At 64.5% G+C, this 17,261-nt stretch carries 16 protein-coding genes; 6 read left to right on the top strand and 10 right to left on the bottom strand.

Annotation, left to right across the window (positions count from 1 at the left end):
* Positions 1–325 precede the first annotated feature (325 nt).
* The 3 genes from AC1C2M_RS14365 to AC1C2M_RS14355 form a co-directional block, all read right to left on the bottom strand.
* Positions 326–931, bottom strand: coding sequence for a hypothetical protein (locus AC1C2M_RS14365; RefSeq protein WP_483406164.1), 606 nt, complete (start codon positions 929–931; stop codon positions 326–328).
* 84 nt (positions 932–1,015) lie between these two features.
* The gene (locus tag AC1C2M_RS14360; protein WP_495437239.1) at positions 1,016–1,624 is read right to left on the bottom strand and encodes a DUF2238 domain-containing protein; all 609 of its coding nucleotides are present in this window, start codon (positions 1,622–1,624) and stop codon (positions 1,016–1,018) included.
* Positions 1,587–2,471 (bottom strand): endonuclease/exonuclease/phosphatase family protein, encoded by an 885-nt coding sequence (locus tag AC1C2M_RS14355; RefSeq protein ID WP_495437237.1) that lies wholly within the window; start codon positions 2,469–2,471, stop codon positions 1,587–1,589. Before AC1C2M_RS14355 ends, AC1C2M_RS14360 begins: the two co-directional genes overlap by 38 nt.
* A gap of 261 nt (positions 2,472–2,732) precedes the next feature.
* On the opposite strand from AC1C2M_RS14355, the gene AC1C2M_RS14350 reads away from it, so the two are divergent.
* Complete coding sequence (locus AC1C2M_RS14350; RefSeq protein WP_495433530.1) at positions 2,733–3,578, top strand: SDR family oxidoreductase; 846 nt, start codon at positions 2,733–2,735, stop codon at positions 3,576–3,578.
* Between the two features lie 56 nt (positions 3,579–3,634).
* Positions 3,635–4,099 carry a universal stress protein gene (locus tag AC1C2M_RS14345; RefSeq protein WP_483406168.1) on the top strand — a complete coding sequence of 155 codons (465 nt, stop codon included), beginning with the start codon at positions 3,635–3,637 and terminating at the stop codon, positions 4,097–4,099.
* 10 nt (positions 4,100–4,109) lie between these two features.
* On the opposite strand, the gene AC1C2M_RS14340 is transcribed toward AC1C2M_RS14345, so the two are convergent.
* The 4 genes from AC1C2M_RS14340 to AC1C2M_RS14325 all read right to left on the bottom strand — a co-directional run bounded on the left by AC1C2M_RS14340 (position 4,110) and on the right by AC1C2M_RS14325 (position 8,769).
* Positions 4,110–4,640 carry a DinB family protein gene (locus tag AC1C2M_RS14340; protein ID WP_495433529.1) on the bottom strand — a complete coding sequence of 177 codons (531 nt, stop codon included), beginning with the start codon at positions 4,638–4,640 and terminating at the stop codon, positions 4,110–4,112.
* A gap of 86 nt (positions 4,641–4,726) precedes the next feature.
* Positions 4,727–5,941, bottom strand: a complete 1,215-nt coding sequence (locus AC1C2M_RS14335) for a serine hydrolase domain-containing protein (protein WP_495437235.1) — start codon at positions 5,939–5,941, stop codon at positions 4,727–4,729.
* A gap of 171 nt (positions 5,942–6,112) precedes the next feature.
* Positions 6,113–7,786 carry an alpha-amylase family protein gene (locus AC1C2M_RS14330; protein WP_483406171.1) on the bottom strand — a complete coding sequence of 558 codons (1,674 nt, stop codon included), beginning with the start codon at positions 7,784–7,786 and terminating at the stop codon, positions 6,113–6,115.
* Between the two features lie 5 nt (positions 7,787–7,791).
* A complete protein-coding gene (locus AC1C2M_RS14325) occupies positions 7,792–8,769 on the bottom strand; it encodes a TIGR03885 family FMN-dependent LLM class oxidoreductase (RefSeq protein WP_495437233.1) in 978 nt (325 codons plus the stop codon).
* A gap of 106 nt (positions 8,770–8,875) precedes the next feature.
* Here AC1C2M_RS14325 and AC1C2M_RS14320 point away from each other — a divergent pair, with 106 nt between their 5' ends.
* From AC1C2M_RS14320 to AC1C2M_RS14310, 3 genes are all read left to right on the top strand, one after another.
* Positions 8,876–9,178 carry a DUF2470 domain-containing protein gene (locus AC1C2M_RS14320; RefSeq protein ID WP_495437231.1) on the top strand — a complete coding sequence of 101 codons (303 nt, stop codon included), beginning with the start codon at positions 8,876–8,878 and terminating at the stop codon, positions 9,176–9,178.
* A gap of 197 nt (positions 9,179–9,375) precedes the next feature.
* The gene (locus AC1C2M_RS14315) at positions 9,376–10,026 is read left to right on the top strand and encodes a biliverdin-producing heme oxygenase (protein WP_483406174.1); all 651 of its coding nucleotides are present in this window, start codon (positions 9,376–9,378) and stop codon (positions 10,024–10,026) included.
* 47 nt (positions 10,027–10,073) lie between these two features.
* Positions 10,074–11,771, top strand: a complete 1,698-nt coding sequence (locus AC1C2M_RS14310; RefSeq protein WP_483406175.1) for a long-chain-fatty-acid--CoA ligase — start codon at positions 10,074–10,076, stop codon at positions 11,769–11,771.
* A gap of 3 nt (positions 11,772–11,774) precedes the next feature.
* Here the strand turns inward: AC1C2M_RS14310 and AC1C2M_RS14305 are convergent, their stop codons facing one another.
* Entirely contained in the window at positions 11,775–13,070 is a 1,296-nt protein-coding gene (locus tag AC1C2M_RS14305) for an ATP-dependent DNA helicase (RefSeq protein WP_495437229.1), read from the bottom strand.
* 221 nt (positions 13,071–13,291) lie between these two features.
* Here AC1C2M_RS14305 and AC1C2M_RS14300 point away from each other — a divergent pair, with 221 nt between their 5' ends.
* Positions 13,292–14,329, top strand: a complete 1,038-nt coding sequence (locus AC1C2M_RS14300; protein ID WP_495437227.1) for a hypothetical protein — start codon at positions 13,292–13,294, stop codon at positions 14,327–14,329.
* A gap of 161 nt (positions 14,330–14,490) precedes the next feature.
* Here the strand turns inward: AC1C2M_RS14300 and AC1C2M_RS14295 are convergent, their stop codons facing one another.
* Together AC1C2M_RS14295 and AC1C2M_RS14290 are read right to left on the bottom strand one after the other, a co-directional pair.
* The gene (locus AC1C2M_RS14295) at positions 14,491–16,566 is read right to left on the bottom strand and encodes a bifunctional copper resistance protein CopD/cytochrome c oxidase assembly protein (RefSeq protein WP_495437225.1); all 2,076 of its coding nucleotides are present in this window, start codon (positions 16,564–16,566) and stop codon (positions 14,491–14,493) included.
* Between the two features lie 140 nt (positions 16,567–16,706).
* On the bottom strand, positions 16,707–16,994 hold the full coding sequence (locus AC1C2M_RS14290) for an HU family DNA-binding protein (protein ID WP_108392266.1): 288 nt from the start codon (positions 16,992–16,994) through the stop codon (positions 16,707–16,709).
* Positions 16,995–17,261: the final 267 nt, after the last annotated feature.

The following is a 17,261-nucleotide window of genomic DNA, read 5'->3' as shown; positions in this document are numbered from 1 at the left end:
GACCGCGGCATCCGGCAGCGCCTCAGATCTCCGGATCAGCGACAGTGATGGTTTTTCGGGAGGAGGATCGCGGCGGCGAATCGCAATACGAGGCCGGGTACCCGGTTCTTCCTCCCGAAACGCGGCTGACACCTCCGAGGCTCGACTGCCGCCTCCAGGACTCGGCTACCACCCCCGCCCAGCTGGCGCTGACCGCGGCATCCGGCACCGCCCTCGACGCCGCAAATCAGGGAGGGCGGCGGGGTTTTTCGGGAGGGGAATCGCGGCGGCGAATCACAATACGAGGCCGGGCACCCGGTTCTTCCTCCCGAAACGCGGCTGACGCTCAGTCGCCCACACTCTGCAGGCCAGCCAAAACGTCTCTCTTGAAGTCGCTTATCCGCTTCGCCCGCAACTTCTCATACTTCGGATCGTTGTCGCGAACGTAACCCGTGTTCCGCAGCCTCGACCGCAACTCCCTGCCGATCTCCTCCCAGGCGTCGTCCCGTGCCTGTTCCACGACCTCGCGAATCCGCTCCGGGTTATCAGCCTCGGCCCTCAGTGCATCGGCGAGCGCGCGATGTACCTGGGGTCGCCGCCTGTGCTGTTCATCGATCTCGTCTTCATCGATGAATGGGTCGGCCAGGTCTGCGGCTCCGACCGAATACGCATAGTGCCCCAGTCTCTCGAGCCGTTCCGCGGTCGCCGCGTTCTCCTCGGCGGCCGCGAGAAATTCCTGACGGGCAGCCTCACCGAGGGACTCTGCGTCGAACTTGCGGTCATCACGGAGCGCGCCGACGATCAACTTGTTCTTGATGGCCATCCGCACCGACGACGCCGTGATGAGCACGCCTTCGTCGACAACCCTGCCGATGGGAGCGATCGGTTCCTCTGGCGCGGGCTTATAGGTGCCGAGACTCACGCGTTTGGGGCGGCGACGGAAGAAGGACACCGGTCAATTGTCTCGCGAACCCTCTCGCGGTGCACCTTTCCCTTGAGGGGTGGCGCATTGGAGAAAGAAGGCCATCGGATGCCGTTATCCGCCTCGGTTCGCCCCCGCGAGAAAGCGCATTGAAAAGCCCGCGATCAACGAACCGACACCGCCAGCGGCGATATCCCCGACGGTGTCGGTGTACGACACGTAGATGGATTCGTCGAGGTAAGTGTGGCCGAACCACTCCCACATCTCCCACACCGCCCCGAGCGCAAGACCGAACGCCGTCGTCAGGCTGACCGTGAGCACGAACCGATACCTCGACTCCGCCTCGACAAGCGAAACCCCGAGCTGCGTGCAGAGCACCCAGGCCACAGCCGCGATCAGCCCGTTGAGGGTGCAGTGGACAACGATGTCCCACCACGCAATCGCCTGGTAGAGCTGGAGCACAGCGCTCCAGGCCGCCACGAGAACGGCGACGCAGACCGCGACATCGAGGGTTGCTCGCGCGCCGAGGAACCGCGGCAGAACCACGCCGAGCATCGACAACGCGAACACCGCCATGGCTACAAAGCCCCAGCCGAAGGCTACGACGACCAGGCTTACCAGTCCGATAACCCGGAGGAGATCGGCGGCATGCTCTCCCGTGGTGCGCGCCGGCCGGAGGAAATTCTCAACCAGCCGATGATGAAACAGTGTCGCGTGGGGCACTCTCGCTTCTCCTCCTCATCCGCAGCACTGCCTGGATTGGTTCGTGGTCGGATGCCGCGGCACCGGAATAACGGACAGCGTTGATGGCCACAGATTCAACGGCGACAGCGTCGTTGACGAGGATCCAATCAATGCGCTTGCCTCCCCGCCGTGGCGGACGGTATCCCGAGTACGTCACCCACCCCTCCGTGAGGCGGCGCTCGGCGACCACCCAGCTGTCCTGGAGTGCGCCGTCTCGCGTCATATACCGATACGGCAGCGACCGCGGTGTCGTGTTCATGTCACCCATGACAATCGCGGCGGCGGGTGCCTCGGCCGCCAGCTCACTCACCATGCGCGCTGACCGCTCACGGGATTTACGCGAGTAGTGATCGAAGTGGGTGTTGATCAGCCGTATCGGCAGCCCGGTGGCGAGGTCCACGAAATCGGCGACAACCGCCACTCGCGGGACCAAATTTCCCCACGATCGTGAGCCAGGCACCTCCGGGGTGTCCGAGAGCGCGAACTGCTTCCACGACTGCAGCCTTAGCCGCTCGGAGTCGAAGAAAATAGGAATGTGTTCGCCGCCATGGTCGGCATTCCTGCCGTACCCCACCCACTGCCAGAACGGCCCAAAGGCCGCCCGCAGAAAGTGCAACTGGTCTGGCATGACCTCCTGCATCCCGATCACCGAGGGTTGCTCGCTCGCCAGCAGGCGGACCGCGAGCCATTTGCGGTCTTCCCACCGGTCAGGATGCCGTCGCGCCAGATGCGGAAAAGGCCTGCGGATGTTCCAGCACATGACGTGCAGCCGAGCCGGGCTGGTCGGACCGATGAGGGCGGGATCAGCCGCTGACGGATCACTCACAGCCGCGCACCTCCCTGGCAGTGTCGGAGCCCGCTCATCACCGCACCCCTCATCATCGTGGTCATCCGGTCAGGCTATCCGCGTCACAGATACGCCGCTACAGCCTTTTGATTGGTTGCGGACAGCGCTGTGGTGTTGACCAGGGACGGTTCCTGTCAACCCACGGGGTGAGACGCCGGATCGGCATAGGCTGCTCGAGGAGCACGCCGGCACGAGAGCCGACGGCACGCCGGGCACGGGCCCAACACGAATCGAGGCAGCATGACCGCACGAACAGTCGTCATCACCGGAGCGAGTGACGGCATCGGAGCTGAGGCCGCCCGTCGCCTGCACGAGGCGGGCGACACCGTCATCGTGGTCGGCAGGTCGCCGGAGAAAACGAAGGCGGTGGCCAACGATCTGAAGGTGGCATCCTTCACCGCTGATTTCTCAAAACTCGACGATGTCAGAAAGCTCGCAGCGGACCTCCGCGATAACTACGAACGGATCGACGTTCTTGCCAATAACGCTGGCGGCATCTTCGGGCCACGGCAGCTCACCGTCGACGGAAATGAGACGACCTTCCAGGTCAACCACCTCGCGCCCTTCCTCCTCACCCACCTGCTGATGGACCGCCTGATCGAAAGCAAGGCGCGCATCATCAACACCTCGAGCATTGCCAACACCCGATTCGCGAAGTTCGACATCGACGACCTCAACCTGGAACACGGGTACTCGGAGAACCGGGCGTACGGAAACGCGAAACTCGCGAACATCCTCTTCACCGCAGAGCTGAACAGGCGCTTCTCCGACTCGGGAATCTCGACAGCAGCGTTTCACCCCGGTGTCGTCGCGACGAGCTTCGCCACAGGCTCGACGACCGCAATGCGCCACATCTACCGCAGCGTTTTCCGGTTCCTGCTGATCTCGCCCGAACAGGGCGCAGACACTCTGGTCTGGCTCGCGCAGTCGACCCCCGGTGTCGACTGGGTCTCCGGCGCGTACTACGCGAAGCGGCGGATCGCCAAGGCGAATCCGCTCGCATACGACGAAGCGCTGGCCGCCGAGCTGTGGGACAAGAGCGAGAGGCTCGTCGGGATTTCCAGCGGGTCCACCGACCGGCGCTGAGGGTTCCTGGGCCACCGGCCCTAACGTTTCCCGGTCGAACGGAGAATACTGCTTACATGAGCGACAGCGAATCCACACCATCGGCCGACCCCACTGCAACCCGACCCCGCCCGATAGTCGTGGGAATCGACGGTTCAGAGCTGTCGATCAAGGCACTCCGTCATGCGCGGCGGCTCGCGGAGGCGCTCGGTGCCCCGCTCGAGGCTGTCGCGGTGTGGCAGCAGGCCCACTCCCTCTACGACTTCTACCAGGCGGAGTCGGGCTGGACTCCGGAGAAAGAGGTGGAGAAACTCCTCGGTGACGCGGTCACCTCCGCTTTTGGAGAGGACCGCCCCGATGGATTCACCCAGACGGTCCTGAACGGCCCTCCCGCCCGCACGCTCATCCGCTACTGCGCCGACGCCGAGATGCTCGTCCTCGGTTCACGCGGCTACGGCGGCTTCACCGGACTGCTGGTCGGGTCGGTGAGCACCGCGTGCGTTGCACACGCGACGTGCCCTGTGCTCATCGTCCACGGTTAACCGCGAACCGTCAGACAGCGCGTCGCGCGGTCACATCCCACAGGTGGTGGATCGGATCGTGGACGAGATAACGTCCGAGCGTCTCGACGGTGAATACCGCGCCGTCGCTGCGCCGACCGGTGCGGGACACCGCATCACGGGGAACCGCCTCGAAGGCGTCGGCCAGCTGATTCCCCGCTGAGACGAGTTCAGCGGACACGAAAGCGGGATCGAGTTCCGCGTATCGTTCCGCGACTGCGGTGGCATCCTGATCCCAGTTCTCGAACAGCGGATCGTCGTCGGAAAGCATCGCGGCGAGACGCGAGGCGAAGATCCGGAACACATCCCTGACGTGAGCCGCGTACTCGAGCGGTGACCACGTGCTGTCATCGGGACGAACCCGCACCCGGTCGTCGCGCATCACCGCGGGCCATGCCGCGGTGTTCTCGCGAATGATGGCCGGCACGTCGGCGAGCCGCACGGCACTCGCATCGAAACCGCACTCGGGGCAGGGGCGCGCAAGCACCCAGGTCCAGTTCTTGGTGTCCGGGACGATAGGCATGACCCAACACTAAGCGGAGCCGCTCTCTCACCGGGAGAGGAAAACCGCCGCCGACCGTCGAGTTACGGCCACGCACGGTGCCCGCGTCAGCACACGCGACCCGCGGCGAGCTGTGCTGACATCTGCTCCTCGGACCAGGGCAGCCCGATCTCGGGCGGACTCCCTTTGCCCGACGGCGCGGCCTTCGACGCAATGGCCGCCAGCTTCATGGCGAGCGTTTGGGCGAACTGCTCGCCAGCGCTCGAGTTATTGAGCATCACGACAACGGTCAGACCCGATTCCGGGTCAGCGAGCATCGCGGAAATGTGGCCGGGCATGTAACCGGACTGGCCCCGCATCGGTCCCACCTGGACGGCACCCGGGCCGTACGACTGCCAGGACGGGGCCCCTTCCATCGGCATCGTCTCCCACGCGGCATCCTTCGTTTCCTGGCCGCGGAGCGAGCCGACCGCGAGGGCCTGCACGTACCGTTTCAGGTCACCGACGGTCGACACGACGCCGCCAGCGGCGAAAACCATGGAATTCGACAGCAGGGACTCGTCATACGGTGCATCGCATGCGAACGATCCGTCCGGTTGCCTGCGCCCTTCCCAGCCGGTCGCGAACGGTTTGGGAAGGGTCAGGTCGTGCGGGCCGGGGTATCCGCTGTTCTCCATGCCGAGCCGCTCAAAGACGTAGTCGTTGTAGAGAGAGGCCATGTTGGACTGCGTCGCCGCCTCGAGCGCGAGTCCGAGAAGTACGTAGTTCGGTTCCGACGGGAAGTACGTCGTTCCCGGTGTGGCGACGGCAGGGTAGGAGACGCCGTGCGAGACGAGCTCGAGGGGCGTCCAGAGCCGTTGCGGATTGCTCGCGAACATCTGCTTCAGTTGAACCGGGTAGGCGCCGAAGCCCGACGTGCTGCGACAGAGCTGTCCCAGGGTCCTGCCGTCCACACCGACAACACCGGGAAGATAGTCTGCGACGTCGTCATCGAGCGACATCTTTCCGGCATCGACGAGGCCGAACAGCACATCGCAGGTCATCGGCCTGGTGTTCCCACCGATCCGGAAGTGCATGTCCAGCGTCATCGGTGCTCCGCCCGGCGTCACTGTTCCTGCAGCCTCGGTCCAGTGTCCCGACCATGGGGCCCAGACTCCGACGACGGCACCGGATGCCGCAGCGAGCGACATTGAATCGGCGAGCGCCGCGTTGAGCTGTTCAACCGTCGCGGCGGGAAGATCACCCGCTGCCTGTTCCGGCAGATCGATCGGCGTTTGCATCGGCCCGGTCGCGCACCCGACGAGCGCCGCGACGAGGCTCATTGCGACAGCAAACGCAGCAAAGCGCGCGCCTGTGGATCGAACAGTTCTCATCCATCCCCCGATGGCTCAACGAGGGGCGATCATACCTACCGGCGGTCACACCTCTGAGAGGCCAAAGACAGGTGGAGTCAATCCGTTATGCGATCAAGACATCGCCGGAGCGCGCCGCCGTCAGTAGAGGCGCCTGCTCCCCGGCTCGATCACCCGAAGCCACCGGTAGCCGTAGCCTCCAAGTTCGAATTCAGCGGCACCGTCATCGGAGAGCGTGACTTCGCCGGTGGTGAGCAGGTCGACAAGCCGGGTACCTTCAGCCGTTTCAGGAATGGTGAGCTCGAGGCTCACGGGATCCGGGCCGAAGTTGTGCAGTGCGACCATGCGGCCCTCCGACGCACTCACGACATGCGCCATTACCGCTCTGTTCGGCTGATCGAGCACCTCAAAGTCGCCCCAGCCGATCTCCGAGGAGTTGCGGTAGGTCCTGATGAGCGTCCTGATGAAACTCAGCAAAGAGTCCGGCTCGTGGCGTTGCTCCGCCACGTTGACGAACCGTGGCCCGTAGCCATCGTCCACCACCGGCGCTGTCAACCGCCGCGGTTTCGCGTTCGAGAAGCCACCGTTCGGCTCGGGCGTCCACTGCATCGGCGAACGAACCGCCTCGCGCCCACTGATCTCGAGGTTCTCCCCCATACCGATCTCTTCACCGTAGAACAGCACGGGCGTGCCGGGCATCGAAAAGAGGAGGCTGTACGCCATCCGTATACGTCGCGGGTCACCGTTCAGCATCGTTGGCAGCCGGCGGATGATGCCGCGACCGAACACGCGCATGTCCTCGTCGGGAGCGAACGCGGTGAAGACCTCGTCACGCTCGCCGTCGCTGAGCTGGTCGAGGGTCAGCTCGTCGTGGTTGCGGAGGAAGTTCGCCCACTGCGCGGGTTGCCCGAGCTGCGGGCGGCTCGCCAGCGCTTCGGCGAGCGGTGCCGCGTCTTCCCGCGCGAGCGAGAGATAAAACTTCTGCATGGCGACGAAATCGAACTGCATGGTGAGTTCATCGAAAGCTTCTCCTCCGAAATACGTGAGCTGCTCCTCGCGCGGGAGGTTCACCTCACCGAGGAGGATGCCGTCTCCCGTCCGCCTGCCGAGGAACGCCCTGAGCGACTTGAGGTAGTCGTGCGGGTCTCCGTACTCGTCTCCTGAAACGGCCCCTGGATCTCCCTCAATAAAGAAAGGAACGGCGTCGACGCGGAACCCGCTGAGTCCAAGCTCAAGCCAGAACCCCATGATCTTGGCGATTTCTTCGCGCACCGCGGGATTCTCGACATTGAGGTCGGGCTGGTGACGGTAAAACCTGTGCAGGTAGTACTCGCCCGTCTTCTCGTCCAGCTCCCACACTCCGGTTTCTTCGCCGGGAAAGACGGTCTCCGGCTGGCTCTTGGGAAGGTCCTTCCGCCAGACATAGAAGTCGCGGTACGGCGAGGTCACACTCGAACGGGACGCCTTGAACCACGGATGCTGGTCAGACGTGTGATTGACGACGAGATCGGCGATCACCCTCATGCCCCTGTCCTTCGCCATGCGAAGAACCTCGACGAGGTCGCCGTGGTGGCCAAGCCTCGAGTCGACCCCGTAAAAGTCAGTGATGTCGTACCCGTCATCACGGTCAGGCGTCGGATAGAAGGGCATCAGCCACAAACACGTCACGCCCAACTCGGCCAGGTAGTCGATGCGCTGAGCGAGCCCGGCAAAGTCTCCGACGCCGTCGTTGTTCCAGTCCAGGAATGTCTCGACATCCAGACAGTAGACGACGGCGTTCTTCCACCAGAGATCGGCGGTGTCGGTCTTCTTCATGTCGTTCATGCAAACTGCCCGAGCACGCGGTCGCCGAAGACATCGAGAAACTGGTCCTGCTCAGTCCCGACGTGGTGCAGGTAGATCTCATCGAAGCCGAGGTCCACGAACTCGGCGACCCTCGCCGCGTGCCAGGCGGCATCCGATGAGACCAGAACACTCCCCCGCACATCCTCGGGCCTGACGTGGCGCGCTGCCTCGTCGAACGCTTCAGGAGTGTCGAGGTCCCAGCTGACCGGTGCCGAGAAAACGTTGGTCCGCCACTGCGTGTGGGCGATGGCGAGCGCTTCGTCGTCTGTGGCCGCATAGCTGAGGTGCACCTGGAGCACGACGGGCCCGCGACCGCCGGCACCGCGGTACGCGTCGATGATGCGGCGGAGGGCGTCCGGCTCCTGCAGCACTGTCGCGAGGCCGTCAGACCACGGCGCGACGAAGGCCGCGGTTTCCGGGCTTGTCGCAGCGCCGAGCAGTGGAGGCGGAGCATCGGGCAGTGTCCACAAGCGCGCCCGGTCTACTGTGATCAGGCCATCGTGGGTGACCTCGTTTCCGGCGAGCAGTTGCCGCATGACATCGACGCTCTCGCGCAGCCGGTCGTTTCGCAGGCTCTTTCGAGGCCAGCCATCCCCGGTGATGTGCTCGTTGACGTTCTCGCCTGAGCCAAGCGCGGCCCAGAACCGACCCGGGTACATCGCTTCGAGCGTCGCCACAGCCTGCGCGATGATCGCCGGGTGGTACCGCTGACCGGGAGCGTTGACCACACCGAGCTTGAAGCTTGTTGCCTGCAGCGCGGCACCGAGCCAGGACCACGCGAACCCGGAATGCCCCTGGTCGGTTCCCCACGGTGCGAAGTGGTCGGAGCACATTGCGGCGCCAAACCCCACCTCTTCCGCCCGGATCACCGAGTCGAGCAAGCGACCGGGGTGGATTTGTTCGTGGGATGCGTGGAAACCAAGGATCACTGCGTGTGCCGCCTTTCGGGTCATCCCGAGCCTAGGGAGTCGCGATGAACCCGGACCAGCCCTCGCGTTTGCCGCCTGTTCCGTGGTATCCACATTGACTTTTCACGCGGCAGTGGGCTGTGATGAGGGCATGGCAGGTCACAACTTCGACTCGAGCGTCGTTGACGCGGTTCTCCGGCACATGAACAGCGATCATTCCGACGACAACCTTCTCATCGCGAGGGCGTTCGTGGATCAGGACGCCTCGGCGGCGAGGATGGTGGGCCTCGACGAAGACGGCGGAACGTGGCTCGTGCGGGTCGGCGGCGTGGAGCGCGAGGCCCGGGTTCCCTGGTCGACTCCGGTCACGGAACGCCCCGAGATCCGCCGGGAGGTCGTTGTCCTGTACGAGGCGGCGTGCGCCAAACTCGGTGTCCCCGCACGCGACCACTGATTCGCTGCCACTCGGCATCAGCTCGCACCTGCCATCGACTAGCCCGTGCGACCGTCCCATAACACGCTCGCGCCGTCATTACCAGTCAGCGACCGAACTCAGCGTTCTGCCCAGTCGGTTTCGATAGAATAACGCTGACCGCGACGTTTCCCACACCGTGAGCAACAGCAACGCAACCGCCGACGACGGAGTCCCTCATGTCAGTCATTCCCTTCTCGCAGGAGCTTCGTGAGCGCACTCGCACGAGTCACTCCGAGAGCGAAGGCGCGGATTTCATGGGCGACCTGATGAGCGGCAAGGGAACGGTCGACGATTACATAGCCCTCGTGGCCCAGCATTACTTCATCTACGAAGCGCTCGAGGCCGCAACAGAACGCATGAAGAACGACCCGGTGGCGCTCCCATTCATCTCAGACAAGCTGACACGGCTTCCAGCGATCGAGGAAGACCTGCGTTTTCTCATCGGTGACGGATGGCGCGACCAGATCAGCCCTCTCCCGACGACGGTGGCGTACGTTGCCCGCATTCGTGAGGTTGCCGCTGTCTGGGCCGGTGGCTTCGTTGCCCACCACTACACCCGTTACCTCGGCGACCTTTCGGGTGGCCAGGTGATCCGCACCCTCATGCAGCGCCAGTTCGGTTTCGAGACCAACGGTGTCGGATTCTACCTGTTCGGCGACATCGCCGAACCCAGACGTTTCAAGGACACCTACCGCGAACAGCTCGATGCTGTGCCGTGGGAGGAAGACGAACGGTCGCGCGTGATCGATGAAGTTCGCGTGGCGTACCAGTTCAATACAGATCTCTTTCTCGACCTCTCGCGTGCAAAGGCAGCGAGCGTGGCGTAGAGACCGCTTCCGTACCAGGATGCGTGAGTTCCAACCCGAGGAGAAGTGTGAATCCGTTTGAAAACAAGCCGTGGCTTGATGCCTATGCGCCGGGTGTGCCGCACGAAATCACCCTGCCGACGGGGTCGCTTGTCGACATGATCGAGGATGCCGTCAGGCGATTCCGGTCGAAGCCCGCGCTCGAATTCTTCGGGAAGAGCATGACATACGGCGAACTGGGCGCCGAGATCGGACGCGCGGCCGAGGGACTTCGGCGGCTCGGCGTGAAGAAGGGCGACCGGGTCGCTCTCGTGCTCCCCAACTGCCCGGAGCACGTCATCGCGTTCTACGCGGCGCTCCGCCTCGGCGCCGTGGTTGTCGAGCACAACCCGCTCTACACGGCGCGTGAACTCCGCCACCAGTTCGAAGACCACGGCGCGCGCGTCGTGATCGCCTGGGACAAAGTCACCGACACCGTTGCCGGGTTCCCCGCCGACCTTCCCATCGACGCCGTTGTGTCCGTTGACATCACCAAGTCGATGCCCTTGTCGACGAGGCTCGCCCTCCGCCTTCCCGTCAAGAAGGCTCGCACCTCGAGGTCTGCCCTCACGAGTGGGACCGTCACTCGCGGCACCACCACCTGGTCACGCCTCGTCTCGCAGGGCACCCTGCGCAAGCGCCACCCGCGCCCGGATGTGCACGACCTGGCACTGCTGCAGTACACGAGCGGGACGACGGGAACCCCGAAGGGGGCCCAGCTCAGTCACTTCAACCTTCGCTCGAACGCCGAACAGGGTCGCGCATGGGTGCCTGGACTCCGCGAGGGAGCAGAGGTGTTCTACGGCGTCCTCCCCCTCTTCCACGCCTACGGCATGACCCTCTGCCTCACCTTCGCCATGAGCATGGGTGCACGCCTTGTGCTCTTCCCGAAGTTCGATGTCGACCTCGTCCTCTCCGCTTTCGCGAAGCATCCGGCCACCTTCCTCCCCGCCGTCCCACCGATCTACGACGCGCTCGAGCGCGAAGCAGAGCGCCGGAAGGTGGACCTGTCCGGGATCAGGTACTCGATCTCGGGCGCCATGAGCTTGCCGGTATCCATCGTCGAACGGTGGGAGGAGTCGACGGGAGGCCTGCTCGTCGAGGGCTACGGCATGACCGAGACGTCGCCTGTCGCCGTCGGCAACCCGATGGGTCCCACCCGGCGGCCTGGCACTGTCGGCGTCCCATTCCCGAGCACGGAGATCCGCGTCGTCGACCCGGAGAACCCGTCGGTCGACCGTGAACCCGGTGAAGCCGGCGAACTCCTCCTCCGCGGGCCCCAGGTGTTCTCCGGGTACTGGAACCGGCCGACGGAGACCGCGGCCGTTCTCGACTCGGATAACTGGCTCCGCACGGGCGACATCGTCGAGGTGTCAGAGGACGGTTTCATCACTGTCGTCGACCGGGTGAAGGAACTGATCGTCACCGGTGGGTTCAATGTTTCTCCCTCAGAGGTCGAGGTTGCGCTCATGAGTCACCCCGACGTCAGGGAGGCCGCCGTCGTCGGACTGCCGCTGCCCTCCGGTGGTGAGCAGGTCGCCGCTGCCGTCGTGCTCAGGCCCGGCGCCGTTTTCGACGAGATCGGGCTTCGCGACTTCTGCCGTCACGGACTCACCGCGTACAAGGTCCCGAAGCGCATCACCGTCGTCGACGACCTGCCCCGTTCCCTCATCGGCAAGGTGATGCGACGTGAGGTCCGTGAGGCGATGTTGAAGAAGGGCGCCTGACGCTCAGCGCTCGATGCCGCGCATGAACCGTTCGACATCCTTGTCGACGATGATGTCGCGCGGCCGCAACGGCCTGGTCAGGTACAGCCCGTCGAGTGACGTAAGCCTGCTCAGCGCGACGTAGGTCTGGCCAGGGCTGAATGCCCGGTCGCCGAGATCTACGATCGCGCTGTTGTAGGTCTTGCCCTGCGATTTGTGGATCGTGACGGCCCACGCGAGCCGCAGCGGAAACTGGGTGAATTCGGCGACGATTTCCTTCTTGAGCTTCTTCGTCGCCGCGAGGTAGCTGTACCGGTACTTCTCCCACACGACGGGTTCGACCTCGAAGATGTCGCCGTCGACCTCGACGAACACGTTGACGTCGATCTTCGTCACCGTTCCGATGGTCCCGTTGACCCAGCGCTGACCTTCGCCACCACCACCCGAGTCATTGCGCAGGAACATGACCTGCGCGCCGACCTTGAGCTCGAGCGACTCGTCGGCCGGGTATGACGCCTTGCCGAAGTCACCGCTGACTTCGGCCTCTGCCTTGAGCGCACGCCCGGGCAGCTTGGCGAGCGCCGCGGCGTTGATTCGATTGACTATGTCGTTTCGCGTCGCGAGCGTGATCGTTCCGTCGTCCGGTGGTGTCCTCGCCCCCGTGCTGTTGAGGATGCCGGCGATCTCCGCCGTGACCTGCCCGAACCGTACGGCGTTGAGCATGTGCTTGAAGTCGGCGTCTGCCTGCCGGTGGATTTCGGTGAGCTCGATGACCTTGAGCGGCGTCTCCTGCCAGACCTTGGCGTCGAAGAACCAGAACGACCGGTAGGTGTCGGCGATGTAATTGCGCTCATCACCCTGGCCGGGCACCGGTGCCAGCTGGTACGGGTCCCCGAACAACACGAGCTGCACACCGCCGAACGGTTCGTGCCGCCGCTGCCGTGCCTGCCGGAGGCTCCGGTCGATGGCATCCATCAGATCGGCGTTCACCATGGACACCTCGTCGATCACGAGGGTGTCTATGGTGTTGAGCAGCTTCTTGAGCGCGTCGTTCTGGTCAATGTCGTGATCGGCGATCAGCCCGATCGGAAGCCGGAACAGGGAGTGGATGGTCTGGCCGCCCACATTGAGCGCGGCGACACCCGTCGGCGCGCAGATGACGATCTGCTTCTCGGTTTGCCACGACAGGTGGTTGAGCAGGGTCGATTTACCGGTGCCCGCTCGCCCCGTGATGAAAACGTGTTCCCGGGTTCCCTCGATGAGGTCGAACACGAACCGCTGCTCGGGAGACAGCTCGATCGTCGGTTTGGTCTGGGTCACGGATGCCTTCACTTCTTACGTCTGCACCTCAATGGTATGCGGCGTTCCTCAGGCTCTGGCGCGAGGCCTCGCCACACCGGCATCCGGCGCCCCGGCCGCTCACCCGTGCACGTGCCGCTTCCGCATAGGATAGCGGGGTGAGCCAGGTCCATGCCCCGCACGACTCCTATCCGCAGCAGGCCGTGCCCCCGGCCGGTCAGGAAACACCCAAACGCGGGAAAATGGACGAGAAGTCTCAGTTGCTCGTTACCTGGCTGATTGTGGGTGTGCTGCTCGTTGGCTCGGCATTCGCCGCCATCGGCGCGCTCAACCGTGACGTGTACGGCCCGGGCGCCTTCGTTGGCACCTATCTGTCGGAACTCGCCGCAAAGGATGCCGCCGCAGCGCTCGCCATGCCCGGTGTCGAGATCAGCAAGGCCGATCTCAAAGCCGCCGGCCTGCCGGAGGCCGCCTCGGGTGCGTTGCTGCGGAACGCGACGCTTGGCTCGATCGAGGAGATTACCGAGGTCGCAGACGAGGAGGTCGGCGACGGCATTCACGAGGTCACGTTCTCCTATGAAGCCGACGGCGTTTATGGAGAGTCAACGTTTACCGTCGCTCCCAACGGCACCCGGTTCCCGCTCATTCCTACCTGGAAGTTCGAGGTGAGCCCTGTCGCAGTCGTGAACCTCTCTGTCGAGCACGCCACGGCGTTCACCGTCAACGGGTTCGACGTCGACACTCGCGCGGTCGCTCCGGCCGAGCAGAAGCCGGCGTTCGACAACATCGTCAACCTGCAGGTGTTCACGCCTGGGCACTACACGTTCGAGACCTCGACCGAACTGCTTGAATCCGAGCAGGAAAAGGTGCTCGTCGATGTGCCGTCAGACATGCACGAGGCTGCGGTCACCGCTGGACCGACCGAGGAGTTCGTCGAAAAAGCACAGGAGGCTGTCAACGCCTCCCTCGATACCTGCGCAGAACAGGTGGTCCTGCAGCCGACCGGCTGCCCGTTCGGCATCGTGATCGACGACCGGGTCGACGGCGAGCCGACCTGGTCGATGGATGAGTACCCGGAGATCACCCTTGAAGCCGGCGCCGAGTCGTGGCTCATTCCGTCGACAACGGGCACCGCAAAGATCGATGTCAACGTCCAGTCGCTGTTCGACGGCTCGGTCACCAACCACAAGGACGACGTCGACTTCACGATGGACGGGCAGATCTACCTGCTGTCCGACGGCTCCATGCAGGCCCTCGTCACCGGTGAGCCGGCCCCGTAGGGCCGCACCCGCGCTGCCCCTTTCGCCGAGAGCATCACTTCCGGTCGAGAACACCCCGCGCAACTGATGCGCTCGACCGGAACTGATGCGCTCGCGCACGGCCCGCTCGCGGGAGCGACGGGCGCTCGCGCGCCGCCGGTACCGAGGGCAGCAGGGGCCCGCTACGCGGACGTGCCCGACCTTCCCTGACCGGAGACCGCGTCGGACCTCTCCGCGCCTCTCGCGTCCACCTGGTCGTCATCGGATCCCGCCGGGGCCGCACCCGCGTCAGCCGCATCGGCCTTCGCCAGTCGCGCGAGCCGCTCGTTGTACTCGTTGAGCTCGGCGTCACCGGTCCGGTCGGCGTTCCGGTCGAGGCGCTTCGCGTCCTTGGCGTCGCTGCGGCTCCACTGGATGGCAACGGTGATGGCGAGTGCAATGGTGGGCAGTTCGCCGATGCTCCAGGCTATGCCGCCACCGTTCTGCTGGTCGATGAGCGGCGGATCTCCCCAGGTGCGCCCCATCGCGCCGAACCAGTCAGGCAGGAACAGGCCGACATTGGACATGATGGAGAGTCCGAAGAACGCGTGGGCAGCCATGGTCGCGAGCAGGACCAGCAATCGCATCGGATAACTCAGCCGAACCGGAACCGGATCGATGCCGATGATCGACTGCACGAACAGGTACCCGGTGAGCAGGAAGTGGACGATCATCCACTCGTGCCCGATGTGGTCCATCGTCGCCCAGCGGAACAGAGGCGAGTAGTAGAACACCCAGAGCGAACCGACGAACAACGCGGCCGCAACGATGGGATTCGTGATGAACCCGGCGTATTTGGAGTGAACCGCGAGCAGGATCCACTCCCGGGGACCCCGGGAACCGTCGGTGCGCTTGTTGATCGCCCTCATTGCCAGCGTGATCGGCGCACCGGGCACGAGCAACACGGGCACGAGCATTGTCAGGCCCATGTGGCCAAGCATGTGCACGCTGAACAGGTAGTCCTGGTACGCCGCGACGCCACCGTTGGTGAGGTAGAACAGCACGAGCAGGCCGAGCACCCAGGAGACGGCGCGCAGCACCGGCCACTTGTCACCGCGGCGGCGCAATCGCACGACGCCGGCGAGGTAGAAGAAGATCCCGAAGGCGCAGATGAGCAGCCAGATCAGGTCGATGTTCCACACGGTGAAGTACCGCTCGGCGGTGAGCTCGGGAGGGAGGGGTTCGCCGGTGAGAAGCTCGGCCGCCGTCGGCGTCCCGCCGAGTTCCTCGGGAACCGGCGTGGCGGTCCGGGCGAGTCCAGCCGCCAGGCCCGACGCAATACCCATGAAAGCCAGCTCGACAGACACGAGTACCCAGAAGTATCGTCCGACGGCGTTGGCCGCCACTGCCATCTTGCCGATCAGCCATGACCGCTGCAGTGCCCCTAATACCCCGAGCACGATGAGCGCCCCGACCTTCGCGAGCACGAGAATGCCGTACGGGGTGAACAACTGGTCCCAGGTGCCGACGCGAAGTGCCGCGCTCGCGTAGCCGGAGACGGCCACGACGATAAAGGAGACGAGCGCGATTGTCGAGTACCGCTTCATCACCGGGATGATCCTGTCGCTGCCGAGGGTGTTTCGCAGCAGCACGATCGTGACCAGTCCACCGAGCCAGACAGCGGCGAACACCAGGTGCAGCCCGAGCGCGTTGACGGCGGCGTCGTGGCCGGCGCTGCCGGCGGCGTGTCCCTGCTGCGCCATCGGCACGAGCGAGACCACGGCGAGAAGCCCGACGAAGACCATGAGGGTCTGGCCACGGACGGCGAAGCACAGGACGGTAAGCGTCGCAGCGATCAGGGTGGTGACGAGCCAGGCCTGCCCGAGTTCCACATCGGTAAAGAACATTCCGAGCTTCGACCCGAACTGGTCATCGAAGCTGAGCGCCGTCCCCGTGACGTTGAGGAAGGTGAAGAACCCGGTCATTCCGGCGGCGACCGTGTACAACGCTGCTCCGGCAGCCGCGATGTCGAGGGCCTTGTGGTACTCGTCCTTCTTCGCGGAGAGGGCGAACAGGGCGAGCAGGATCGGACCGAGGGTCAGTGCGGCGCCGAGGTTCACGAGCATCTTCGCGATCGGCAGCCCGAACCTGACAACCGCACCCGGGTCACCGATGGGGCGTGCGTTCGCTCCGCCGCCGAAGGCCAGGGCAACGATCAGCGTCACGAATGCCGCGGCGATAAGGGCGGCTGGACCGGCTAGGCGGATTACTCGGGACACACGTCAAGACTACGTTGTCGTACCTGCACGCTGCGTCTGAGCGCAGCCGCCGGGAGCCGCCGGCTGTGACCAACGGATGCCGCGTTAACGCCGAAAGGGATGCCGCTTTCGCGGCATCCCTTTCTGTGAAGCGGGGAAAGCTACTTTGCAGCGGCCTTCAGCTTCGAACCAGCGGAAACCTTGACGGAGTGGCCGGCCGGGATCTGGATCTCGGCGCCGGTCTGCGGGTTGCGGCCGGTGCGAGCTGCACGAGCGGTGCGCTCGACGGCGAGCCAACCCGGGATGGTGACCTTGACGTCGTTGCTGACCGAGTCAGCGAGCACGCCGAACAGCGAGTCGAGGACGCCACCGACGGTAGCCTGGCTCTGGTTGGTCTCAGCTGCGATCTTTGCAACGAGCTCGGTCTTGTTAAGCGACTTATCAGCCATTGAGTTGTCCTCCTCGGACTTTGCTTTCTACAGCCTGTTTATAACTGTCCGTGGGCATTTCTTCACCCACGGTGGGTCTGTCTGACCGCCTCGAATGTATCAGAGTTCCGCGTGTTTTCGCGGAATTGGGTGTCGTGTGAGGCATTTTTCTGCGGCGTGTCCCAGCATGGGTCCCTCTGGCGCCCCCCAAATCGACGTTTTTGACGCTCTGAGCGTAAATCCGCACGATTCCGCCGTAATTGCCCCCGGATGGCGGGTCACTCTCGT

This window comes from Mycetocola sp. Y444, from assembly GCF_059445295.1.
The sequence above is the reverse complement of the archived record's forward strand: the minus strand, read 5'-3'. Positions and strand labels throughout refer to the sequence as shown.

Bases quoted from the DNA above. Each gene is read 5' to 3' on its own strand.
- AC1C2M_RS14350 (WP_495433530.1), top strand. From the start codon at position 2,733: ATGACCGCACGAACAGTCGTCATCACCGGAGCGAGTGACGGCATCGGA.
- AC1C2M_RS14345 (WP_483406168.1), top strand. From the start codon at position 3,635: ATGAGCGACAGCGAATCCACACCATCGGCCGACCCCACTGCAACCCGA.
- AC1C2M_RS14340 (WP_495433529.1), bottom strand. From the start codon at position 4,640: ATGCCTATCGTCCCGGACACCAAGAACTGGACCTGGGTGCTTGCGCGC.
- AC1C2M_RS14335 (WP_495437235.1), bottom strand. From the start codon at position 5,941: ATGAGCCTCGTCGCGGCGCTCGTCGGGTGCGCGACCGGGCCGATGCAA.
- AC1C2M_RS14330 (WP_483406171.1), bottom strand. From the start codon at position 7,786: ATGAAGAAGACCGACACCGCCGATCTCTGGTGGAAGAACGCCGTCGTC.
- AC1C2M_RS14325 (WP_495437233.1), bottom strand. From the start codon at position 8,769: ATGACCCGAAAGGCGGCACACGCAGTGATCCTTGGTTTCCACGCATCC.
- AC1C2M_RS14320 (WP_495437231.1), top strand. From the start codon at position 8,876: ATGGCAGGTCACAACTTCGACTCGAGCGTCGTTGACGCGGTTCTCCGG.
- AC1C2M_RS14315 (WP_483406174.1), top strand. From the start codon at position 9,376: ATGTCAGTCATTCCCTTCTCGCAGGAGCTTCGTGAGCGCACTCGCACG.
- AC1C2M_RS14300 (WP_495437227.1), top strand. From the start codon at position 13,292: ATGGACGAGAAGTCTCAGTTGCTCGTTACCTGGCTGATTGTGGGTGTG.
- AC1C2M_RS14290 (WP_108392266.1), bottom strand. From the start codon at position 16,994: ATGGCTGATAAGTCGCTTAACAAGACCGAGCTCGTTGCAAAGATCGCA.